Genomic DNA, 21,804 nt, shown 5'->3' on the forward strand with positions numbered 1-21,804 from the left:
CGTGGCCCACCGCGGTGGGCGCGTGATCATCAGGAGGAGTATGCCGAGGGGGCCGGTCAGCGGCCGCGGCGGGGCTTCCCGCTCCGGCCGGCGGCGCCGCCGGCCTTGCCCCGGGCGGGCTTCGCGGGCCTGCCCCCGGCGGTCTTCTTCGCGCCGCCGGCCTTCGCACCTCCGGTCTTCGCGCCCTGGGCGGGCTTCTTCGCGGGCTTCGGAGCCGTCTTCCGGCCCTTCTCGGCCTCCGCGCGCCGGCCCCGGGTGCTGTTGACGGTCCGGCCCCGGACGATCCCGATGAACTCCTCCACCAGGTCGGGGGTCTCCTCGGCCTTCGGCCAGGAGAGCGCCACGCGGGACCGGGGGACGCCGGTGATCGTGCGGTAGGTGAGGTCCTTGCGGTGGTGCAGCCGGGCCAGCGACTGCGGGACGACGAGCACGCCGACGCCCGCGGCGACCAGCTCGATCGCGTCGCCGGTGGTCTCGGGCCGCTGGAAGGCCGGCCGGCCGGGCGGCGCCGTCCAGTCGAGGGTGTCGTCCAGCGGGTGCAGGACCAGCTCCTCGGCCAGGTCCGCCGGGGACAGCTCCTCGGCCGCGGCGAACAGGTGGTCCTTGGGCACGACCACCACGGTGGTCTCCTCGTACAGCGGGATCGCGCTCAGGTCCTCGCCGTCGACGGGCAGCCGCAGCAGCGCGGCGTCCACGTCGCCGGAGCGCAGCGCGCCGCAGGACTCGCCGGGGGCGACCTGGACGAGGTCGAGCCGGACGTCCGGCAGCCGTTCGATCCAGACCCGCACCCACTTCGCGGGGGTCACACCGGGCACGTAGGCGAGCCGGAAGGTCGTGGGGGCCGGGGCGGAGTCTGTCACCCGGCCAGGTTACCCGGCGGCGGACGGCCCGTCGGCCCAGGTCGGAGGGCGGCCGTGGTCGGGAGGGGCCCGCGCGCTCGATACCCTGGACCCCATGACGTCGCACCAGAACGCCCAGACGATGAAGCCGGCCACCGCGGCCAAGAAGCTGGGTGTGTACCTCGAGGCCACCCCCGCCGATTTCCAGGAGGGTGTCGTCTCGCGCTCCGAGCTGAACGAACTCCAGGCGAACCCGCCCGCCTGGCTCAAGGAGCTGCGGCAGAACGGCCCGCACCCGCGCCCCGTGGTCGCGGCCAAGCTCGGCATCTCCATCTCCGGCCTCGCCCGGGGCGGGATCACCGACCCGCTGACCACCGAGCAGATCGAGGCCCTGAAGGCCGAGGCGCCGGAGTGGCTGGTCAAGGAGCGCGCCACCCAGTCCGAGGTCCGCAAGGAGACCGTGCGCATCAAGGAGCGCGACGCCCGCCGCGCGGCCGAGCGGGCCGCCCGCGGGCAGGACGCCTGACCGGCGGCTGACCGCGGACCGGCCCGGCGGATCGGTCCGGCCGGCCCGCCCGGGCGGTACCGGCGTGGCGCGGCGCCGGACGCGGGAGGGATCCCCCCATGAATCCCGAGAGCCGCAGGAACCACGAGAGCGCCGGGCGCGAGCGGCCGGTCGTCGCCGCCGTCGACGGCTCCGCGCACAGTCTGCGCGCCCTGTCCTGGGCGCTGGGCGCCGCGGAGGCCCTGGACGTCCCCCTCGTCGTGGCACACGTCCGCTCCGACGCCCTCCAGCTGGGCGCCGCCCGGATCGCCTCGCTGGGCACGGAGCCGGAGCTGCCGGACACGGTCCTGGACGCGGTGCGGACCGTGGTGGAGGACCGGGGCCACGCGGTGCCGGTGCGGTACGCGTCGCTGGACGGGACCGTCACCGAGGCGCTGCCCCGGGCCGCCTCGGACGCCCGGCTGCTGGTGACGGGGTCCCGGGGGCACGGCGGTTTCGCCAGTCTGCTGCTCGGTTCCACCGGCCGGACGCTGGCCGCCCGCTCGCCCTGCCCGCTGGTGGTGGTCCCGCACGAGGCGCGCACCGCCTCCCTGGAGAGCGGGCCGCGGGCCGGGCGGGTGCTGCTCGGGCTGCATCCGGAGGAGACCCCGGACGAGGTGGTGGAGTTCGCCTTCGGGGCCGCGTCGCTGCGCCGGGTCCCGCTGGAGGCGCTGACCGGGCTGCGGCTGCCGCCGAACCCGGCGGCGCTGGCCGCGGCACCCTCCCCGGCCCTCCAGGTGCCGCCGCCGCTGCCGCTCGCGGACGACACGGAGGAGCTGCTCGCGGAGGCGCGCCGGGAACAGGAGGCGCGGCTGCGGCCCTTCGCCGAGCGGTGGCCGGGGGTGGAGCTGACCGGGACGGTGGCGCCGGGGGACGCGGCGGGGCTCCTCGTGGACGGGTCGCGGGAGGCGGCGCTGCTGGTCGTGGGGCGGCACCACCGGCACCGGATCGCGGAGCTCCTGGTGGGGTCGGTGGCGCACGCGGTGCTGCACCACGCGGGGTGCCCGGTGGCGGTGGTGCCGCCGGCCGCCGGGGCGTGAGGGCCGGGCTGTCGGCGCCGGCTGGTAGACAGGGGCCATGAGCCCTCTCCCGTACGCCTCCGATCCCGCCGCCGCCTCCCGCAACACCCGTCCGCCGGTCCCGCGCGCCGCGCTGGGCGCCGGGGTCGTGGTGCTCGACGGGCGGGGCCGGGTGCTGCTCGGCCTCGACCGTTCGGGGGTGTGGGAGCTGCCGGGCGGCGGGGTCGAGCCGGGCGAGTCGATCGAGGAGGCGGCGGCGCGCGAGCTGGCCGAGGAGACCACGCTGGTGGCCGGCGCGGCCGACGTGGAGGTGCTGGGGCTGCTGCTGGACACGGTGACCTCGGCGGAGCTGACCCGGATGACGGCGGCGACGGTGGTGCGGGTCTTCACCGGGACCCCGGCGGTGGCCGAGCCGGAGAAGATCGAGCGCTGGGAGTGGACCGACCCGGAGCGGCTGCCGTCGGCGCTGTTCCTGCCGTCCGCGCAGGTGCTCGGGGTGTGGCGGCCGGGGCTGGCGGTCCCGGAGGCGCCGTTCCACCGGTACGCGCTCCGCCGCGCGGGACGGCCGGGTCGTGACTAGCGTGGGTCACGGACTCCCTGCCGTCACCGACCGGAAGCGAGAGCACGTCATGGCCGCACGACCCGAGGGAACCCCGGTCTGGACCGACGCGATGTTCACCGACGCCGAGGGCGCCAGGACCTTCTACGGCGACGTGCTGGGCTGGACCTTCGGCGAGGCGTCGACGGAGTTCGGCAACTACACCCAGGCGTACAAGGACGGGAAGGCGGTCGCCGCCGTCGTCCCGCCGATGCCCGGCGGCGAGGAGCCGCCGCAGTCCGCCTGGTGCCTCTACCTCGCCTCGGACGACGTGGAGGCCGCCGCGGGGCGGATCCGGGACGCGGGCGGCGAGGTGCTGATGGAGCCGATGCGGGTCGGCGACTTCGGCTCGATGTGCATCGCGCGGGATCCGGCGGGCGTGGTGTTCGGCCTGTGGCAGGCCGGGGTCCACGAGGGCTTCGAGCTGGAGGGGGAGTCCGGCGCGTACGTGTGGGCGGAGGTCTTCACCCGCGATCCGGCGGCGTCCGACGCGTTCTTCACGGCCGTCTTCGGCTACGGCGCGAAGCGGATGGCGGACGACGCGGTCGACTACAAGGTCTTCGACCTGGGCGACGGGCCGGTGCTCGGCCGGATGCGGCTGACGGACGAGGACCTCCCCCCGGAGGTCCCCTCCTACCTCCAGGTCTACTTCGCGGTCGACAACTGCGACCTGGCGGTGACCGCGGCCCGGCGGCTCGGCGGGACCGCCCTGTTCGGGCCGATGGACAGTCCCTTCGGGCGGTTCGCCGCCCTGCGCGACCCGCAGGGCGCGGTGTTCGCGGTGATCGACGTCCGCACCACGGTCGGCGAGATGCCGCCCATGGTCTGACCGCCGGGCTTCACGGACGCTTCACAGTGCCGGAACGCTCACGGCCGCAGGCTGGAGACGATCTCGGCGGTGGAGGCGACCCCGTCCTGGATGGTGGGGGCCATGCTCGTGCCGGCGAGGAAGAAGCCGAGCAGGGCGCAGACCACGGCGTGGGAGACCTTCAGTCCGCCGCTGCGGAGGAAGACCACGGTCAGTACGAGCAGCAGCACCACGACGGAAACGGAAACGACCATCGCCCTCACGTCCTTCTTCTGCCGCACCGGAATTGCGGCGTTCGGCGGACAGTGTGGCGGAATGTACGGTCCGTCCGGGGGAACGGCGGGGCGGCCATCCGGGTGAGACCGGCGCCTCAGCGCCCCGGGGGCCCCTCGGCGGGCAGACAGTCCCGCCATTCGACCGTGCGGTCGCACCAGCGGTTCAGGAGGACCCGGTCGTGGCCGACGGCGAGCAGTCCGGCGCCGGTCTGCTCGCGGTAGGTCTCCACGGCGGCGACGAGGGCGGCGGTCGTGGAGGCGTCGAGCATGGCCGTCATCTCGTCGCAGACCAGCCAGCGGGGCCGGAGGCTGAGCGCGCGGGCGAGGCAGGCGCGCTGGAGCTGGCCGTCGCTGACCGCGTGGGGGCGGCGGGTCAGCAGTTCGGGGGTGAGGCCGACGGCGGGGGCGAGTTCGGCGACCCGGTCGGCCGCCTCGCCCTTGCGGCCGGTGGCGCGCAGCGGTTCCGCGATGAGGTCGGCGAGGGTGAGGCGGGGGTCGGCCGCGGTGCGGGGCTGCTGGAAGACGACGCCGACGGCGGTGCGCAGCGCCCGGGGGGCGCGGTGGCGCCAGGCCGTGACCTCGGTGCCGTCAAGGACGAGCCGTCCGGCGTCGGGCCGGTGCAGCAGGGCGGCGACCCGGGCGAGGGTGGACTTGCCGCAGCCGCTGGGCCCGAGGAGTCCGACGGCCTCACCGGGCGCGACGGTGAGGGAGGCGCCGCGGAAGACCGGCCTGCGGGGCTCGTAGCCGGCGGTGACGGAGGCGAGTTCAAGCACGGGGCCGCTCCGGGTGGTGGCAGGCCACGCCGGCGCGGAGGGCCGGGACGGTGGCGCAGAGGTCGGTGGCGCGCGGGCAGCGCGGGGCGAAGGCGCAGCCCTCGGGCAGGTCGGAGAGTTCCGGCGGCATGCCGGGAATCGGGGTGAACGCCCGCTCGGGCAGGGCGTCGAGGAGGCCCCGGGCGTAGGGGTGGTCGGGGCCGGTGGTGCCGAAGAAGCGGTGGGCGGGGGCGATCTCGACGATCCGGCCCGCGTACATGACGGCCACCCGGTCGGCGATGCGGGCGGCGGCGGTGAGGTCGTGGGTGATAAGGAGCAGGCCGCGGCCGTCGTCGGCGTGCCGGCGCAGTTCGTCGGCGGTGCGCTCGACGAGGTCGCGGTCGAGGCCGGTGGTGGGTTCGTCGGCGAGGAGCAGGGGCGCGTCGCCGATGAGGGCGAGGGCGGTGGCGGCGCGCTGGGCGAGGCCGCCGGAGAGCTCGTGCGGATGGGCGTCGAGGTGGGTGGCGGGGAAGGCGGCGCGGTCCGCGGCCTCCTCGGCGGCCTTCCGCCGCCCGGCCCGCGGGGTCCGGGTGAGGGCCCGGACGGTCTCCTCCAGGTGCGCCCGCACGGTCCGCACCGGGGTGAGGTGCGCGGCCGGGCTCTGCGGCACGAGTCCGACGCGCCGTCCCCGTACGGTGCGGGCGAGGGTCTTCTCGTCGGCGGCGAGCAGGTCGGTCCCGTCGAGCAGGGCGCTGCCGGAGGTCTCGGCGTTCGCCGGGAGCAGTCCGAGGAGCGCCGAGGCGAGCACCGACTTCCCGCAGCCGGACTCCCCGACGAGCGCCAGGCACTCCCCCGCCGCCAGGTCGAAGTCGGCGCCGGTGACGGCGGCGACGGTCCGTCCGCCGCGCAGCCGGAAGCGGACGGTGAGGTCCCGGACGCTGAGCAGCGCGTCCCCGGCCCGCTCGGCGGTGACGGCGTCCAGGGCGCGGGCGACGCGGGCGTTCACAGCATCAGCTCCGATCGGCGGCGGGGGTTCAGTCGGTCGCGCCAGACGCCGGCGAGGCCGGCGAGGGCGAGGGTGGGGACGATGAGGAAGAGGCCGGGGAAGAGGGTGGGCCACCAGTCGCCGGCGAGGAGGGAGGAGCGGGCGGACTGGACGAGGTTGCCGAGGCTGGCCTGGTGGCTGGGGAGGCCGAGGCCGAGGAAGGAGAGGGCGGACTCGTGCCACATGGCGTGCGGGACCATCAGGACGGCGGCGAGGCCGGCCTGCGGGAGGACGGCGGGGAGCAGGTGGCGGGTGGCGACGCGGCGGCGCGAGGCGCCGCCGGAGATGGCCGCCTCGATGTGGGGGCGGGTCCGCAGGGAGAGGACCTCGGAGCGGACGATGCGGGCGGTGGAGAGCCAGTGGGTGACCGCGACGGAGGCGATGACCGGCCAGACGCCGGGGCGGAAGAGGGCGACGACGAAGATGCCGAGGAGCAGGTGCGGCACGGAGGAGAAGGCGTCGACGAGCCGCATCAGGGTGCGGTCGGTCCAGCCGCCGAGGGCACCCGCGGCGGCGCCGACTGCGGTGCCGAGGACGGTGGCGACGAGGGCGGCGACGAGGCCGACGAGCAGGGAGATCCGCAGGCCGTAGACGCAGCGCAGGAGGAGGTCGCGGCCGACGTCGTCGGTGCCGAAGGGGTGTTCCCAGGAGGGCGGGAGGAGCTTGCGCGAGAGGTCGACGGCCTGTTCGTCGAGCTGGACGAGCGGGGGGACGAGGAGGACGGCGAGGACGACGGCGCCGACGACGAGCGCGGAGGTCCACAGCCGGAGGCGGTGGGTGCGGGGGTCAGCCATCGAAGCCCACCCTGGGGTCGGCGAGTCCGTAGAGGAGGTCGGAGAGGAGGTTGCCGAGGAGGACGGCGGCGGTGGCGAGCACGGTGAGCGCGGCGAGCAGCGGGAAGTCGACGGCGGTGGCGGCCTGGACGGTGGCGGCGGCGATGCCGGGCCAGCTGAAGACGGTCTCCACGAGGAGGGCTCCGGTGATGACCTCGGGCACGCGGGAGCCGATGAGGGTGAGCATCGGGAGCATGCCGGAGCGCAGGGCGTGGCCGGTGAGGACGGTCCGTTCGGCGAGGCCGCGGGCGCGGGCGCCGCGCACCGGGTCCTCGTCGAGGGCGTCGCCGACGCCCTGGCGGACGTAGAGGAAGAACCACGGCAGCTGGGAGACGCCGAGGACGAGCGCGGGCAGCACGAGGTGGCGGGCGACCTGGTCGAAGGTGACGGTGTCGCTGGCGGTGTCGGTGAGGCCGCCGGCGGGCAGGACGCCGAGCTTCAGGGCGAAGAACCAGATGGCGAGGAGGCCGAGCCAGAAGGCGGGGGCGGCTTCCAGGGTGTACGCGAGGGCGCTGACGGCCCGGTCGAGGAGGCCGCCGCGGCGGCGGCCGGCGAGGACGCCGAGGAGGGTGCCGAGCGCGATGGCCAGGGCGAAGGCGGTGACGGCGAGGAGGACGGACCAGCCGAGGCGTTCGGTGACGACGTCGGCGACGGGGCGGCGCATCACGGAGGAGTCGCCGAGGTCGCCGGTGACGGCGGCGGTGAGCCAGTCCCACCAGCGGGTGAGGAGGGGCCGGTCGACGCCGAGGTTGTGGCGGAGCTGGTCGAGGTTCTCCTGGGAGGCGGTGAGGCCGGCGGTGCCGGCGTACGCCTTGACGGGGTCGAAGGGGGAGGCTTCGGCGACGGCGAAGACCGCGAGGGTGACGCCGAGGAGGACGGGGACGGCGGCGAGGGCGCGCCGTCCCGTCATCCGGGCCATGGCCCCCCAGGGGAGGCGGCGGCTCACTTCTGGGCGTCCCCGGTCTTCTTCGGCTGCCAGGTCTCGACGTTCCACCAGGGTCCGGCGGCGAGGCCGTGGTCGTGGGGCTCGGTCTGGGTGCTCAGGCCGTCCCAGGAGTCGTTCACGACGTAGAGGTGGTCGATGTGGGTGAGGAAGGTGTAGCCGGGGTCCTTGGCGAGTTCGCGCTGGACGGTGTCGTACGCGGCCTTGCGGCGGGTGTCGTCGGCGGTGCGGCGGCCGTCCTCCAGGGCGCGGTCGACGGTCTTGTTGTCGTACCAGGCCATGTTGTTGAAGCCGTCGCCGGCGAGGGTGGACTTCAGGAGGAGGTACTGGTCGAAGTCGGGGTCGCCGGGCGAGCCGCCGCCGGCGAGGACGGCGTCGGTCTTCATGCGGGGTTCGATGACCTCCCAGGTGCCGGCCTGGGTGGTGATCTCGATGCCGGCCTTCTTGGCGTCGGAGGCGTAGGCGAGGGCGTGGTCCTGGCGGAGCTTGTCGCCGGAGAGGTACCAGAGGGGGAAGGCGGCGCGGACGCCGTTCTTGACGCGGACGCCGTCGGGGCCGGGCTTCCAGCCGGCCTCGTCGAGGATCTTCTGCGCGCCGGCGAGGTCGTGGCGGCGCTCGGTGCCCTCGGCGAACCAGGGGTCGTCGGTGGGGACGGGGCCGTAGGCGGGCTTGCCGGCGCCTTCGAGGATCTTGTCGACCATGGCCCGGCGGTCGACGGCGACGTCGAGGGCGCGGCGGACGGCGGTGTCGCCGGCGACGGGGTTGTGGGTGGGGAGGGTGACGGTGCGGTAGTCGTAGGTCTTGGCCGCGTAGGTCTTCTTCCCCTTGTCGCCGTCGAAGCCGGCGGCGAGGTTGGGCGGCAGGATGGCGCCGTCGAGGTCGCCGGCGCGCAGGCGGGTGGCGCGGACGTCGTCGTCCTTGACGATCGCCATGGTGAACTTCTTGATCGCGGGGGCGCCGTTCCAGTACGTCGGGTTGGCCTCGAAGGTGAGCTTCTCGCCCTTGGACCAGCCGGTGAGGACGTAGGGGCCGGTGCCTATGGGCCTGGTGGTGAAGGCGCCGGTGTTGACGTCCTGCTTCCCCGCGACGTGGGCGGGGGCGATGGCGTGGACGGTGCGCTCGGCGAAGGGCGCGTAGGGGTACTTGAGGTGGAAGACCACGGTGTCGTCGCCGACGGCCTCGACGCTCTTCAGGGCGTCGAGTTCGGTGCGGGAGGGGTTGTTGGTCTTCGGGTCGAGGATCGTCCGGTAGGTGAAGACGACGTCCTCGGCGGTGAAGGGCTCGCCGTCGCTGAAGGTGACGTCGGTGCGGAGGGTGTACGTGTAGGTCAGTCCGCCGTCGCCGACGTGCGGGAGCTTCGCGGCGAGGGCGGGCTTCAGCCTCATGTCGGCGTCGAGGGCGAGGAGGCCGTCGAAGATCTTCGAGTTGCCGTCCTTGCCGTAGCCGAGGAGCGGGCTGAGGGTGTCGGGTTCGTAGGCGATGCCGACGACGGCGGAGTCCTTGGGGCCGGCGGAACCGCCGGGGCCGGCTCCGGGGTTCGTGCAGGCCGCGGTGGCGAGGGCGAGGGCCCCGGTGACGGTCGCGGCGGTCGCGCGGCGGACGGTTCGGGCGGCCATCGTGCCCACACCCCTTTTGAAGATCGTCGGTTGTTGCGAACGACTCGCAATTAAACCGTACGTAAAGGGGTGCGGACACATGGGCCCCTTACTCCGGCGCCCGGGGGCGGTCCGGGGCCGGAGGGCGGAGGCCGGACGGGTCGGGCCGGAGGGGGCCGGCCGGACAGGTCGGACAGTAAGCGTCAGGCGGGGGCGGGCAGCTCCGCCAGGTCGGCGACGACGTCCTGGTGGTGCCCCGCCGTGCCCAGCGCCACCTGATCGGCCTTGGCCCGCTTGAGCGCCAGGTGGGCCGGGTGCTCCCAGGTCATGCCGATCCCGCCGTGCAGCTGCACGCACTCCTCGGCCGCGCGGACGGCGACCCCGGAGCAGTACGCCTGGGCCACGGCCACCGTCAGTTCGGCGTCGGCCGCGCCGGCGGCGAGGGCGTCGGCGGCGGCGCGGGCCGCCGCCCGGGCGCCGACGAGGTCCAGCCAGAGGTGGGCCATCCGATGCTTGAGCGCCTGGAAGGAGCCGACCGGCCGGTTGAACTGGTACCGCTCCCGGGTGTGCCGGACGGTCTCCTCCAGGCACCACTCGGCGAGGCCCAGCTGTTCGGAGGCGAGCAGCCCCGCCCCGGCGAGCAGTCCGCGCCGCACCGCCGCCCGGCTCTCCCCGCCGCCCGCCAGCCGGGTGCCGGCGCTCCCGCCGGCGTCGACGACGGCGAGCGGACGGGTCAGGTCGAGCGGGGTGACGGGGGTGATCACGGCCTCGGCGGCGGGCACGGCGTACAGCCCGTCGGGCCGGGGCACGAGGAGGACGTCGGCGGCTGCCGCGTCGGCGACGGCCCGCACCGGGCCCGTGGCCTCGAAGGCCGTGCGGGGCGCCGTGGTGAGGGGGACCGCCAGGACGGCGGTCCGCTCCCCCGCCGCCATCGCGGCGAGCAGCCCGGCCGCCGGGCCGTCCCCCGGGCCGAGGGCGAGCAGGGTCTCGGTCGCCACCACCGCGCTGGTCAGGTAGGGGGCGGGGGCGACGGCCCGGCCCAGCTCCTCCAGGACCACCGCGGCCTCGCGGTGGCTCGCGCCCTGGCCGCCCAGCTTCTCGGGGACGAGCAGCCCGGCGGCGCCGATGCCGGCGGCGAGCGCCTGCCAGAGGCCGGTGGGGTACGGGTCGCCGGTCTCGATCCGGTCGAGGACCGTCTGGTGCCCGGCCCGGTCGGCGAGCAGGGAGCGGACGGCGTCCCGCAGGGCGTCCTCGGTGTCGGAGTAGAGGAGGTCCGGCTCGTGCCCCCGGAGGGCGTCGGGGCTCCCGGGGCCCTGAAGGCCGTCGGGGCTCGGGGGACTGTCGGGGCCGTGGGGGTTCCGGGGGCTCTCGGGGCTCATCGGGCGAGGTCCTTCCAGGGGACGTCCTTGTCGTTGCGGGGCTCCGGCGGGAGGCCGAGGACCCGCTCGGCGACGATGTTGAGCAGCACCTCGCTGGTGCCGCCCTCGATCGAGTTGCCCTTGGAGCGCAGGTAGCGGTAGCCCGCGTCGCGCCCGGTGAAGTCGACCAGCTCCGGCCGGCGCATGGTCCAGTCCTCGTAGAGCAGGCCCTCGTCGCCGAGGAGTTCGACCTCCAGGCCGCTGATGGCCTGGTTGAGGCGGGCGAAGCCGAGCTTCATGGCGCTGCCCTCGGGGCCGGGCTCGCCGGCGACGAGCTGCTGGCGCAGCCGCTCGCCGGTGAGCCGGGCCACCTCGGCGTCCACCCAGAGGCCGAGGAGGCGGCGGTGGAGGGCGTGGGTGCGCAGGCCGGGGCGGTCGCGCCAGACGGCGGCGGCCTTGCCGATCATGCCGCCCTCGCGGGGGATGCGGGCGCCGCCGATGGAGACCCGCTCGTTCATGAGGGTGGTCTGCGCGACCCGCCAGCCGTCGCCGACCGCGCCGAGGCGGTGGGCGTCGGGGATGCGGACGCCGGTGAGGAAGACCTCGTTGAACTCGGCCTCGCCGGTGATCTGCCGCAGCGGGCGGACCTCGACGCCGGGGTCGGTCATGTCGCAGACGAAGTAGGTGATGCCCCGGTGCTTGGGCAGGCCGGGATCGGTGCGGGCGATGAGGATGGCCCAGCGGGCGGTGTGGGCGCTGGAGGTCCACACCTTCTGTCCGTCCACGATCCAGTCGCCGGTGGCCTCGTCGCGGACCGCGCGGGTGGCGAGGGCGGCGAGGTCGGAGCCGGCGCCGGGCTCGCTGAAGAGCTGGCACCACACCTCCTCGCCGGTCCACAGGGGGCGCAGGAAGCGGGACGCGACCTCGCCGGAGCCGTGGGCGAGGAGGGTGGGGGCGGCCATGCCGAGACCGATGCCGATGCGGCGCGGGTCGTTGTCGGGGGCTCCGGCGGCGGCGAGTTCGGCGTCGACGACGGCCTGGAGGGAGCGGGGGGCGTCGAGTCCGCCGAGGCCCGCCGGGTAGTGGACCCAGGCCAGTCCGGCGTCGAAGCGGGCCCGGAGGAAGTCGGTCCTGCCGGTGGTGGCGGGCGGGTGCGCGGCGAGCAGGGCCCTCGTGCGCTCCCGGAGTTCGGCGGCGTCGGTCATGCGCGGGCTCCTTCCGGGAGGACGACGAGGCGGCCGGTGGTGGTGCCGTCGGCGACGCGCTGGACGGCGTCGGCGGCGCCCGCGAAGGGGACGCGTTCGGCGACGAGCGGCTTGATGCTCCCCTTGGCGGCGAGTTCGGCGAGGGTCTCGTGGCAGCGGAGGACGGCGGCCGGGTCGCGCTGGGCGTAGAGGCCCCAATGGAGGCCCAGGACCGAGTAGTTCTTCACCAGGGCGTGGTTGAGGGCGGGCGCGGGGACGGTGCCGCTCGCGAAGCCGACGACGACGATCCGGCCCTCGAAGGCGACGCACTTGGCGGACTGCTGGTACGCCTCGCCGCCGACCGGGTCGTAGATCACGTCGGCGCCGCGGCCGCCGGTGGCGGCCTTGACGGCGGCGACGACGTCCTCGGCGCGGCGGTCGATCACCAGGTCGCAGCCGAGGGCGCGGGCGACGGCGGCCTTCTCGGGGCCGCCGACCACGCCGATGACGGTGGCGCCCGCGGCCTTGCCGAGCTGGACGGCGGCGCTGCCGACGCCTCCGGCGGCGGCGTGCACGAGGAGGGTCTCGCCCGCCCGGAGGGCGGCGCGCCGGTGGAGGCCGAACCAGCCGGTCTGGTAGCCGATGTGGAGGGCGGCGGCCTCGGCGTCGTCGAGGGCGTCGGGGGCCGGGAGCAGTGCGGCGGCGTCGGCGAGGGCGTGCCCGGCGAAGCCGCCGTGCGGGAGGGCGGCGGTGGCGATGACCCGCCGCCCGTCCTCGGTCTCGCCGCAGATCTCGACGCCGGGGGTGAAGGGCAGCGGCGGCCTGACCTGGTAGTGGCCCCGGCAGAGCAGCGCGTCGGGGAAGTTGACGTTCGCGGCGCGCACCCTGAGCCGGACCTGGCCGGGGCCGGGCTCGGGGACGTCCACCTCCTCGCGGCGCATCACCGCGCCGGGTTCGCCGTTCTCGTGCACTCGCCATGCCTGCATCCGTCGAGCCTCCGTCCGTACCGAGCGGTCGGCCGCATACTAAGCGGTCGCTTGCCTTCGGGGGAACCACTCAGCCGGACTTCTTGGGCCGCGCCCGTACGTGCATCCGCTCGCCCTGCGGCCCGTACAGGCTCAGGAACTCCACCGGCCCGTCGGCGGTCGGCCCGAACCAGTGCGGCACCCGCGTGTCGAACTCGGCCGCCTCGCCCGCGCCGAGCACCACGTCGTGCTCGCCCAGCACCAGCCGCAGCCTCCCCGAGAGCACGTACAGCCACTCGTACCCCTCGTGGACCCGGGGGTCCGGCTGCTCGGACGCCTTCTCCTGGATCACCTTGTACGCCTGGAGGCCGCCGGGCTGGCGGGTGAGCGGGTACATCGTGCGGCCGTGCCGGACGATCGGCCGGGCCCGCACCCGGGGGTCGCCCACCGGCGGGGCGCCGACCAGCTCGTCCAGCGGCACCTGGTGGGCGCGGGCGAGCGGGAGGAGCAGTTCGAGGCTGGGCCTGCGCTGCCCGGACTCCAGGCGGGAGAGGGTCGAGACGGAGATGCCGGTGGCGGCGGAGAGCTCGGCCAGGGTCACCCCCCGGTCGCGGCGGACCCGGCGCAGCCGGGGGCCGACCTCGGTGAGGACGGCGTCGATGCGGTCGTCTTCTGTCATGCCCCCAATGTTGCAGAACCGGCAACTTTCCTTGCGGTGACGGCACGTCCCGGGTGACCCTCGCGGCATGAACGCACCCACAGGAGACAACAACTACGAGGTCGTGGTGATCGGCGGCGGGGCGGCCGGGCTCAGCGCCGCGCTGATCCTCGGCCGGTCCCGGCGCCGCGTCCTGGTCGTCGACGCGGGCGCACCGCGCAACGCGCCCAGCGCCCACATGCAGGGGTACCTCTCGCGGGACGGGATGAGCCCGGCGGAGTTCCTGGCCGCCGGACGGCGCGAGCTCGTCCCGTACGGGGTGGAGGTCCGGACCGGCGAGGTGACGGCGGCGGAGCCGGACGGCGACGGCTTCGCCCTCGCGCTCGCGGACGGCACGGCGCTCACCGCCCGGCGCCTGGTGGTCGCCACCGGGCTCGTCGACGAGCTCCCCCGCGTCGAGGGGCTGGCCGCACGGTGGGGACGGGACGTGCTGCACTGCCCGTACTGCCACGGCTGGGAGGTCCGCGACCGGCCCGCCGGCGTCCTCGCCCATCCGGCGATGCCCGCCCACCAGGCGCTGATGGTCTCGCAGTGGTCCTCCGACGTGACCCTCTTCCTCGACGGAACCGCGCTCGCGGAGGGGGACGCCCGGCTGCTCGCGGCGGCCGGGGTCCGGACCGTGGCGGACCCGGTCGCGGGGATCGCCGTCGAGGACGACCGGCTGACCGGCGTCCGGCTCGCCGACGGCCGGACGGCCGGCTGCGAGGTGGTCTTCGCGGCGGCGACCCGGCTCGTCGCCCGGGACGGGGTGCTGCGCGGACTCGGCGCCGAGCTGTACGAGACCCCGCTCGGTTCCTTCGTGAAGACCGACGGGACGGGCCTCACGAGCGTCCCGGGCGTCTGGGCGGCGGGCAACGTCACCGGCCCGAACGAACAGGTCGTCCACGCGGCGGCCGCGGGCTACCGCGCGGGCACGGCGATCAACGCGGAACTGCTGATGGACGACCTGACGGCGAGGGCGGACGCGGCCGAGGGCCGGACCGGCTGAGCCCGCGCGGCGCCCGGCACTCCGCACCCCGCACCCCGCACCCCGCACCCCGCACCCGGATACCGGTGCGCCGGTCGGATGAACCGCTCCGGCAGCGGTCGCGCCGGGCGGGCGGAGGACCGAGGATCGGCCGTGGTGGCCGGAAGGCGCCGGTACGACGGAAGGACGGCACCAGCACCATGCTCGGTACGCAGTACACCCACGGGTCCCCCTGCTGGATCGACCTCGGCAGCCCGGACCCCGCCGCCGCGGCGGACTTCTACGGCACCGCGCTCGGCTGGGAGTACCGCCCGGCGGGCGGCCCGGAGACCGGCGGCTACGGCTTCTTCCACCAGGACGGCGCCACCGTCGCCGCGCTCGGCCCGCTCACCGAGGACGGCGCCCAAAGCGCCTGGACCGTCTACTTCCGCAGCACGGACGCGGCCACGACCCAGATGGTGACGGCCGCCGAGGGCGGCCGGGTCCGGGTCCGCGCCATGGACGTGATGGACGCGGGCAGGATGGCCGCCCTCACCGACCCGGGCGGCGCCGAGTTCGCCGTCTGGGAGGCGGGCTCCGTGCGCGGCCTCGACCGCACCTCCTCCCCCGGCACCCTGGTGTGGGTGGAGCTGCACACCTCCGACCCTGAGGCCGCGCTCGGCTTCTACGGCTCCCTCTTCGACTGGCGCTCGGCGACGATGGAGGCGCCCGGCATGACCTACCGGGTGGTCTCCACCGCCAGGGGCGACCAGGAGACCGCCGCCTTCGGCGGCGTCGCCGAACTCCGGGGCCCCGGCGAACGGTCCCGCTGGATCCCCTACTTCGAGGTCGCGGACGTCGACGCGACGGCGGAGGCGGTGACCGGGGCGGGCGGCACGGTCCTGCTCCCGGCCGCCGACATCCCGGACGTCGGCCGCCTCGCCTGGTTCGCCGACCCCTTCGGCGCCGAGTTCGCCGTCCTGAGGCCGACGCCGACGGGCTGACGACGCGCCTCCGGCCGCGCCGGCGCGGAGGACCGGACGAGCCGGACGCCGACGTCCGGCTCCACGGACGGAACGCTCCCGGGGCGCCCTCAGCCGTCGGCGCCGCGGCGCGGGGCGAGCGCCGGTTCGGGGGCGGAGGAGCGGAGTTCGGGTTCCAGTCCCTCCTCGGCGGGGTCGGTGCGCCGCAGGCCGGCGTCGGTCCGCCACGTCTCGAAGACGAGGGTGGTCGCCGTGACCACGGCCAGTCCGAGCAGCCAGCCCCCGACGACGTCGCTGACCCAGTGCACGCCCAGGGCGACGCGGGTGAAGCCGACGCCGATCACACTGAGCACCGCCAGGCCCCAGGCCAGGAACCGCCGGGACGGCGGTACCAGCGGGAGCAGGACGAGCAGCAGGACGGCGCAGGAGGTGGTGGCCGTCATGGCGTGCCCGGACGGGAAGGAGAAGCCGGGCGCGTGGGAGACGGGGTCCGGCAGGTGGGGACGCGCCCGCTCCACCATGTTCTTGACCAGCAGACCGGTCAGCCCGCCGGCCGTGGCCGTGACACCGGCCCAGGCCGCCAGCCTCCAGGCCCGGCGGGTCAGGAGCCAGACCACCAGGGCCGCCACCGCCAGCCGCATCGTCACCGGATCCCACACCACACCGGTGAGGAACTCCAGGACGCGCACCACCACCGGCCGGTCGAGGACGGCCCGGTGCATGCCCTCCGCCGCCTCCAGGTCGAGCCGGTGCAGCGGCGGCCACCCGGAGGTGACGAGCACGAGGGCGAGGGCGAAGGGCACCGCCGCCACGGCCGTGGCCGTCACCGACAGCACCAGTCTGCGGCCGAAGGCCGCGTCGGACCCGGCGCGGCGGAACAGGAGTGTCCGGACGGTGCGCTGTGGCATGGCGGCGCAGCCTCCTTCGTGATCGTGGTCGTGGTCGTGGTCTTGATCGGCATCGGGACGGTGACGGGGACGGAACGGGTGGGAGCGTGCGGGCGCGTCAGACTCCCGGGTCGCGGCTGACGGGCTCGCGCGCGCCGGCGCGTACGGCTTCGAGCTGCGCCGCGAAGGAGAGGCCGAGGAAGAGGGCCAGCGAGGTGAGGTACGACCACAGCAGCAGTGACATGACGGCGCTCAGCGGCCCGTACACGCTGGTGAAGGAGCTGCTCGCGCCGACGTACAGGCTCAGGGCCCACGTCGCCGTCAGCCAGAGCAGCAGGTGGACGACGGCGCCGAAGGCGAGCCAGGTGTAACCCGGTTGGTCACGGCGCGGCGAGAGGCGGAAGATCGCGCTGGTGGCCAGCACGGCCAGCAGGATGCCGATCGGCACGCGCAGCAGGCCCCACGCCCGGGTGGCGGCCGGACCGACGCCGTACACCTCGGCGACGGCGTGGGTGAGGTCGGCACCGAGCACGATGAGGACGAAGCTCAGCCCCAGCGGGAGTCCGGCCAGGACGGCCATGACCAGGCCGCGGGAGTACTTGTGCAGGAACGGTCGGTCGCGTTCGTTGCCGTATATGCGGTTGGCGCCCCGCTCGACCTGGCACAGGCCCGTCGTGACGTTCAGGACCGAGAACAGCAGGCCCAGCCACAGGGCGGCCTGCCCGCCGCCGCCCGCCTGCCGGCGGCTCTGGGCGAGCGCCTCGTCGACCATTTCCTGGCTCGGCCCGCTGGTGAGGCGGCTGATCGTCAGTTCGGCGACGCGGCCGATGCCCTCGGTGTGCAGCACGCCCGACAGGCCGATCGCGGCGATGGCCAGCGGCACGATCGACAGGACGGTCTGGAGGGCGAGGGCGCGGGAGTGGCTGAAGCCGTCAGCGTAGCGGAAGCGGACGAAGGAGTCCCGGACCAGCCGCCAGCCGCCGTAGCGGCGCAGCGCGGCCCACGCCTCGTCGCCGGACAGCTCCTCGCCCCGCACGTCGCGTCTCTGCGGTACCCGGGTGGCGGTTCCCATCGTTCTCCTGACGGTGTGGTGGTTCAGCGGTCGGCGGTACGGGAGGCCCGGAGGCGCGGGGGTGCCGGCGCGTCGGCGGGCGGGGGCACGGGGGGCCGGGGCAGCCGGACGCGCAGGGCGGCGGGTTCGACGGCGGCGGTCAGCCGGACGCCGTCGGCGAGGACCTCGCCGTCGATCTCCCGGGCGCGGGGCCGCGTGAAGCGGATGTCGATGCGGCTGGCCGTGAAGTACTCCAGGGCCCCGCCGGCGACGGGACCGTCCGCTGCGGCGGGGGCCCGCCGCAGCGTGCGGCCGGCGATGTGGGCGGCGGCGGCCAGCCAGCCCGCCGGGCCCTGGGGGTCGAACAGGACGAGTTCCAGGCGCCCGCTGTCCGGCCGGGCCCGCGGCAGCAGCCGCAGGCCGCCCTGGAGCTCGCCGACGTTGCCGATGACGGCCATCCGGGCCCGCCGGCGGATCCGGCGGCCCCCGTCGAGCCGCACCGTCAGCCTCGTCCGGGGGTCCGTCAGGTGCCGGGCGCCGGACAGGGCGTACGCGGGCCATCCCAGGCTCGACTTGAGGGCGGGCGAGGCGTCGCGGACCATGGCGGCGTCGAAGCCGGCGCCCGCCATCACCGTGAACAGGGCCGGAGCCAGGCCGTCGCCCCCGACCCGTCCGACGTCGACGGGGAACTCCTCGCCGTCCAGGGCCGCGTCGAGGGCCTGGACGGGGTCGGTGGGGAGGCCCAGGTTGCGGGCGAGGAGGTTGCCGGTGCCGCAGGGCACGAGCACGAACGGGACGCCGGACCCGGCGACCGCCTCGGCGCAGGCGCGGACCGTGCCGTCACCGCCGCAGGCCACGACCAGGGCGGCGCCGCCGGCGGCCTGCTCCTCGGCGAGGTCCCCGCAGGGCCGGTCCGGAGCGGTGAGGATCCACCGCTGTTCGGTGAAGCCGCGTCGCAGGAGCGTGGCCCGGACCCGCGCGGCCGTGCCGTCGGGGCAGGCGTGGGGGTGGCGGACGACCAGGACGCGCCCGCCACCGGAACGTCCCCCGGCGGCCGGCGTGCCGGCCGGGCGGGCGGCCGCCGCACCGGCGGCGGCCGGGGCACGGCGGCCCGCGAGGACGACGGCGCCGATCACGAGGAGCGTGAGGGTGCCGTTGAGCAGGCCGCCCACCACGTCGGAGAGGTGGTGCATGCCCCGGTACATGCGGGAGAGCCCGACCGCGGGCGGCACCAGCAGCAGGACCCCGGCCACGAGGTACCGCAGGCGGCCGCGGGTCCGGACGAGGACGAGGACGGCCAGTCCCCCGTACAGGGCGAGGGAGGCTCCGACGTGCCCCGAGGGGAAGCTGGAGGTGGGCGGGGCGCCGTCCAGCCGCGGGACGTCGGGACGGGCCCGGTCCACGAGGGCCGTGACGAGGAGGAAGACGGCCGACTGCACCGCGACCGATCCGCCCAGGAACAGGGCGTCGGACCGGCGCCGGACCGGCGGCAGGAAGAGCAGCGCGAGAACGCACAGAAGGGTCACGCCGATCACGGCCGGGGTGTTGGCGAGGACGGACAGCCAGTCCGAGATCCGGTCGGCGGCCGGACCGCGGTGCGCGACGAGCGCGCGGACCACCCCGTCCTCCGGCGCGAGGGGCCCGCCGGTCTCGGCCGCGCGGGTGACCAGCAGCCCCGCCGCCACCATCACGGCGGCCTGGACGGCCACCAGGGACAGGATCCTCACGCGTCTCGCGGCCCCGCCGCTGTCGGTCGTCATGGGCCCCTTGTTGCCCGTCGCGGCCCGATGATGCGCCCCGGCTCGGCCCGCCGGTGCCGCACCGTCGGCCGGCCGGGCCGCACGGCCGCGTCCGGCGGTCCGGGGGCGGCCCTCGCTCCCCGCTCACGGGCGAGGGCCGCCAGGGGCGTCGGTGACGTCGCCTCAGGACGCTGCGCGGGGTGGCGCGGTGGACACGACCGGCCGCCCCGCGCGTGAGGGGCGGCCTCAGGCGGGGAGGGGACCCCCCGAGGCCATGCCCGGGAGCGGCAGCCAGGTGACGGGGACGCCGCGCATGAGCAGGACGCAGTCCGGGGTCGCGCTTCCCGGGGGAAAGCGGTCGGGGTCGTCGAAGAACGACGAGGAGACGGAGCTGATCCGGCCGGCTTCCACGTGCCAGGCGTCGGTCCGCAGTTCCATGCCGTCCAGGTGGCGGCCGGAGCGGGTGGCCGAGAACCCCTTCGCCCCGCGCCGGAAGAAACGGGATGCCTCGGCGAGGTCGGCGAAGAGCTCGCTGCCCCGCAGGGCGTCGGCCACCTCGACGGAGACGTCCACCCGGGTGTCGCCGTCCCGGGTTGCCAGCGCGACGCGCAACCGACGGGGCGTCTCGTGCACCTCGAAGTCGGCCCGGCCGTGCTCGCCGGGGAAGACGCGGCCTCCGGCCCAGACGTTGAGCCGCGAGGCGGTGTCACGACGGGGGATGTAGACGCCGGTCTCGACGCCGTCCGGTCCGTCCCACTCGACGGCGATGCGATGGGCCGCGTTCTCGCTCCGCAGGCCGACCGCCCTGGGCGCCCGGACCGGCCGGACCTCGCCCAGGCGCAGCAGGCAGATGCCCGCCACCGCGTGGCCGCGCACCAGTTGCGGGCGCAGGGGGTCGGGGAGCAGGCGTGCCGCGGCGTCCGGGGCGACCCGGTAGTTCACCAGGAGCCGTCGTTCGATGACGCTGGCCAGTCGCGGCTGTCTCATGATTCCTCGCTCCGCGCCCCGGGGCGCCACGCGGTGCGGCGGAGCACGATCTGCTCGGGGCAGACGGCACTGAGGAACCGGCCGACGCCGGTGGCCAGGCGGTCCTGGGCCAGCGTGTAGATGATCCGGTTGCCCTCCCGTCGCTCGGTGACCAGTCCGGCTCCTTTGAGCACGCCGAGGTGCCGCGAGATGGAGGGCGCGCTGATCGCGAACCTGGCGGCGATCTCACCGGCCGCGAGCTCGCCGCCCCTGAGGTCCTCCAGGATCTGGCGTCTCGTCGGATCGGCGAGGGCGCGGAAGACTCCCGCCTCCTGCTGGGCTTCTGTCATTCCTGATGTTTAGCATCTTTGCTAAACATCTAACAAGAGGATTGGATCATGGATCCTCGGCGGTCGGCCGGGGGTTCGCCGGGCGCGCCGGGTCCGGGAGGGCCCGCGGCGCGGCCGGGCCGAGCCCCTCGCTTCGACGCAGTACCGATGCGCGTTGTCCGCACGCAGCGCTTCGCGGACCGTGGAGTGGGCGCGGTCGCCCCGTCGCGCGCACGGAGATGCCGGCCGGCCTCCACGAGGACCGGCCTCCACGAGGAGGGGAGGGAGAACCATGTCGACGCGGTGCAGCGGCTCCCGGGAACGTCCCGTGCCACCGGAGGGGTTCGAGACCCCGGAAGCGGTGTCGGCGACGGGTCCCGGACTGTCCGGAGGCGTCCTCTTCCGCCAGCGGTGGACCGACCTGGTGTTCGTCCACTGGGCGGTGGAGCCCGGTGCCGTCGCCCCTCTGTTCCCCCGGGGGACGCGCCCGGACGTGCTCGACGGAAAGACCTACGTGGGGCTGGTCTTCTTCGGGATGAGGGACCTGGCGTTCTCCCGCGGGCCCGCCCTGCCGTTCGCGGACCGGTTCGAGGAGATCAACGTGCGGCTCTACAGCGTCGACGCCGCCGGCCGGCGCGGGGTCGTGTTCCTCAGCCTGGACTGCGGCCGTCTGCTCCCCGTCGTCGCGGCGAACGGCGCGTTCGGCCTGCCCTACCGCTGGGCCGCCGCCCGCTGCGACCGCTTCGACGAGCGCATCCTCTACTCCGTGCGCCGCAGGGGCCGGCGACGCCCCCGCTCCCGCCTCTGGGCCGCGATCGAAGGACCGGAACGCGGCCCGGACCCGCTGGAGACCTTCCTGACCGCCAGGTGGGGGCTCCACGGCCGGACCCGGGGACGGACCTTCTACTGGCCCCTGCACCACGAGCCGTGGCGGTTCCGCGACGCCGACCTGCTCGACCTGGAGGACGAACTCGTGCGGGCGGCGACGGGCCTGCGGGTCGCCGCGTCCCCGCCGTCCAGCGTGCTGTACTCCCCCGGTCTGCCCGTCCGCTTCGGCCGGCCCCTCCCCCTCCGGTAGGCCACGTGCCGGGCCCGCGGGGCCCGGCACGATCCGGAAAACGCCCCCTAGCCCTCGGGGGCGCTGTCGTCCCGCTCGTAGTTCGCGAGGGCGAGGCCCAGCGCGAAGAAGGTCGGCGCCCACTCTCCGACGAAGATCCCCCACCGGTCGGCGCGTTCCAGGTTCTCGCGCCGGCTGGAGGTGATCCAGGAGGCGAGGGACAGGCCGATCGATCCGACGGCGGCGAGGTAGGCGTGCTCGCTGCGCAGTCCTGCCTCGTGAAGTCGCTTGACGACCATCTCGTACTTCCTCTCGGTCGAGGTGCGGAGCCCCAGCGGGATACGGGAGCCACGACACCGTCTCGAAAAGC

The 21,804-nt window shown here is 75.4% G+C and carries 24 protein-coding genes; 7 read left to right on the forward strand and 17 right to left on the reverse strand.

Going from position 1 to position 21,804, the window contains the following annotated elements; all coding sequences use genetic code 11:
* Positions 1 to 56: 56 nt before the first annotated feature.
* The gene (locus tag IE326_RS36655; RefSeq protein WP_190044659.1) at positions 57 to 860 is read right to left on the reverse strand and encodes a LysR substrate-binding domain-containing protein; all 804 of its coding nucleotides are present in this window, start codon (positions 858 to 860) and stop codon (positions 57 to 59) included.
* A 94-nt stretch (positions 861 to 954) separates the two neighbouring features.
* Between IE326_RS36655 and IE326_RS36660 the strand changes: the two genes are divergently transcribed.
* The 4 genes from IE326_RS36660 to IE326_RS36675 all read left to right on the forward strand — a co-directional run bounded on the left by IE326_RS36660 (position 955) and on the right by IE326_RS36675 (position 3,829).
* Entirely contained in the window at positions 955 to 1,365 is a 411-nt protein-coding gene (locus IE326_RS36660) for a DUF5997 family protein (RefSeq protein ID WP_150234125.1), read from the forward strand.
* Positions 1,366 to 1,463: 98 nt separating this feature from the next.
* Positions 1,464 to 2,423 carry a universal stress protein gene (locus IE326_RS36665; protein WP_190044660.1) on the forward strand — a complete coding sequence of 320 codons (960 nt, stop codon included), beginning with the start codon at positions 1,464 to 1,466 and terminating at the stop codon, positions 2,421 to 2,423.
* A gap of 37 nt (positions 2,424 to 2,460) precedes the next feature.
* Positions 2,461 to 2,982, forward strand: a complete 522-nt coding sequence (locus IE326_RS36670; RefSeq protein ID WP_150234128.1) for an NUDIX domain-containing protein — start codon at positions 2,461 to 2,463, stop codon at positions 2,980 to 2,982.
* Positions 2,983 to 3,031: 49 nt separating this feature from the next.
* Positions 3,032 to 3,829, forward strand: a complete 798-nt coding sequence (locus IE326_RS36675; RefSeq protein ID WP_150234130.1) for a VOC family protein — start codon at positions 3,032 to 3,034, stop codon at positions 3,827 to 3,829.
* Positions 3,830 to 3,867: 38 nt separating this feature from the next.
* On the opposite strand, the gene IE326_RS36680 is transcribed toward IE326_RS36675, so the two are convergent.
* From IE326_RS36680 to IE326_RS36725, 10 genes are all read right to left on the reverse strand, one after another.
* Positions 3,868 to 4,062, reverse strand: a complete 195-nt coding sequence (locus tag IE326_RS36680; protein ID WP_190044661.1) for a hypothetical protein — start codon at positions 4,060 to 4,062, stop codon at positions 3,868 to 3,870.
* Positions 4,063 to 4,178: 116 nt separating this feature from the next.
* Entirely contained in the window at positions 4,179 to 4,856 is a 678-nt protein-coding gene (locus IE326_RS36685) for an ABC transporter ATP-binding protein (protein WP_190044662.1), read from the reverse strand.
* Positions 4,849 to 5,841 carry an ABC transporter ATP-binding protein gene (locus IE326_RS36690; protein ID WP_229915835.1) on the reverse strand — a complete coding sequence of 331 codons (993 nt, stop codon included), beginning with the start codon at positions 5,839 to 5,841 and terminating at the stop codon, positions 4,849 to 4,851. Before IE326_RS36690 ends, IE326_RS36685 begins: the two co-directional genes overlap by 8 nt.
* The gene (locus tag IE326_RS36695; RefSeq protein ID WP_190044664.1) at positions 5,838 to 6,674 is read right to left on the reverse strand and encodes an ABC transporter permease; all 837 of its coding nucleotides are present in this window, start codon (positions 6,672 to 6,674) and stop codon (positions 5,838 to 5,840) included. Before IE326_RS36695 ends, IE326_RS36690 begins: the two co-directional genes overlap by 4 nt.
* Positions 6,667 to 7,659, reverse strand: coding sequence for an ABC transporter permease (locus tag IE326_RS36700; protein ID WP_150234138.1), 993 nt, complete (start codon positions 7,657 to 7,659; stop codon positions 6,667 to 6,669). The genes IE326_RS36695 and IE326_RS36700 overlap by 8 nt, the downstream gene beginning before the upstream one ends.
* Positions 7,656 to 9,272 carry an ABC transporter substrate-binding protein gene (locus IE326_RS36705; RefSeq protein WP_190044665.1) on the reverse strand — a complete coding sequence of 539 codons (1,617 nt, stop codon included), beginning with the start codon at positions 9,270 to 9,272 and terminating at the stop codon, positions 7,656 to 7,658. The genes IE326_RS36700 and IE326_RS36705 overlap by 4 nt, the downstream gene beginning before the upstream one ends.
* A gap of 182 nt (positions 9,273 to 9,454) precedes the next feature.
* The gene (locus IE326_RS36710) at positions 9,455 to 10,630 is read right to left on the reverse strand and encodes an acyl-CoA dehydrogenase family protein (RefSeq protein ID WP_190044666.1); all 1,176 of its coding nucleotides are present in this window, start codon (positions 10,628 to 10,630) and stop codon (positions 9,455 to 9,457) included.
* Positions 10,627 to 11,814, reverse strand: a complete 1,188-nt coding sequence (locus IE326_RS36715; protein WP_190044667.1) for an acyl-CoA dehydrogenase family protein — start codon at positions 11,812 to 11,814, stop codon at positions 10,627 to 10,629. The genes IE326_RS36710 and IE326_RS36715 overlap by 4 nt, the downstream gene beginning before the upstream one ends.
* A complete protein-coding gene (locus IE326_RS36720) occupies positions 11,811 to 12,779 on the reverse strand; it encodes an NADPH:quinone oxidoreductase family protein (protein ID WP_190044668.1) in 969 nt (322 codons plus the stop codon). The genes IE326_RS36715 and IE326_RS36720 overlap by 4 nt, the downstream gene beginning before the upstream one ends.
* Positions 12,780 to 12,849: 70 nt before the next feature.
* Positions 12,850 to 13,437, reverse strand: coding sequence for a helix-turn-helix domain-containing protein (locus IE326_RS36725; protein ID WP_190044669.1), 588 nt, complete (start codon positions 13,435 to 13,437; stop codon positions 12,850 to 12,852).
* A gap of 67 nt (positions 13,438 to 13,504) precedes the next feature.
* On the opposite strand from IE326_RS36725, the gene IE326_RS36730 reads away from it, so the two are divergent.
* A complete protein-coding gene (locus IE326_RS36730; protein ID WP_150234149.1) occupies positions 13,505 to 14,464 on the forward strand; it encodes an NAD(P)/FAD-dependent oxidoreductase in 960 nt (319 codons plus the stop codon).
* A gap of 179 nt (positions 14,465 to 14,643) precedes the next feature.
* Positions 14,644 to 15,426: a VOC family protein gene (locus tag IE326_RS36735; protein ID WP_190044670.1), complete on the forward strand. Its 783-nt coding sequence runs from the start codon at positions 14,644 to 14,646 to the stop codon at positions 15,424 to 15,426.
* A gap of 89 nt (positions 15,427 to 15,515) precedes the next feature.
* Here IE326_RS36735 and IE326_RS36740 read toward each other — a convergent pair whose 3' ends face one another.
* The 5 genes from IE326_RS36740 to IE326_RS36760 form a co-directional block, all read right to left on the reverse strand.
* On the reverse strand, positions 15,516 to 16,313 hold the full coding sequence (locus IE326_RS36740; protein ID WP_150234153.1) for a phosphatase PAP2 family protein: 798 nt from the start codon (positions 16,311 to 16,313) through the stop codon (positions 15,516 to 15,518).
* 97 nt (positions 16,314 to 16,410) lie between these two features.
* Positions 16,411 to 17,364, reverse strand: a complete 954-nt coding sequence (locus IE326_RS36745) for a YihY/virulence factor BrkB family protein (protein ID WP_190044671.1) — start codon at positions 17,362 to 17,364, stop codon at positions 16,411 to 16,413.
* A gap of 23 nt (positions 17,365 to 17,387) precedes the next feature.
* On the reverse strand, positions 17,388 to 19,103 hold the full coding sequence (locus IE326_RS36750; protein ID WP_190044672.1) for a bifunctional phosphatase PAP2/diacylglycerol kinase family protein: 1,716 nt from the start codon (positions 19,101 to 19,103) through the stop codon (positions 17,388 to 17,390).
* Positions 19,104 to 19,328: 225 nt separating this feature from the next.
* The gene (locus IE326_RS36755; RefSeq protein WP_190044673.1) at positions 19,329 to 20,069 is read right to left on the reverse strand and encodes a DUF2071 domain-containing protein; all 741 of its coding nucleotides are present in this window, start codon (positions 20,067 to 20,069) and stop codon (positions 19,329 to 19,331) included.
* Positions 20,066 to 20,398, reverse strand: coding sequence for a metalloregulator ArsR/SmtB family transcription factor (locus tag IE326_RS36760; protein WP_150234160.1), 333 nt, complete (start codon positions 20,396 to 20,398; stop codon positions 20,066 to 20,068). The genes IE326_RS36755 and IE326_RS36760 overlap by 4 nt, the downstream gene beginning before the upstream one ends.
* Before the next feature lie 307 nt (positions 20,399 to 20,705).
* Here IE326_RS36760 and IE326_RS36765 point away from each other — a divergent pair, with 307 nt between their 5' ends.
* Positions 20,706 to 21,455, forward strand: coding sequence for a YqjF family protein (locus tag IE326_RS36765; RefSeq protein WP_229915836.1), 750 nt, complete (start codon positions 20,706 to 20,708; stop codon positions 21,453 to 21,455).
* A gap of 47 nt (positions 21,456 to 21,502) precedes the next feature.
* Here the strand turns inward: IE326_RS36765 and IE326_RS36770 are convergent, their stop codons facing one another.
* Complete coding sequence (locus IE326_RS36770) at positions 21,503 to 21,733, reverse strand: hypothetical protein (protein ID WP_150234166.1); 231 nt, start codon at positions 21,731 to 21,733, stop codon at positions 21,503 to 21,505.
* Positions 21,734 to 21,804: the final 71 nt, after the last annotated feature.

Source organism: Streptomyces filamentosus (assembly GCF_014654895.1).
Classification (GTDB): Bacteria; Actinomycetota; Actinomycetes; order Streptomycetales; family Streptomycetaceae; genus Streptomyces; species Streptomyces filamentosus.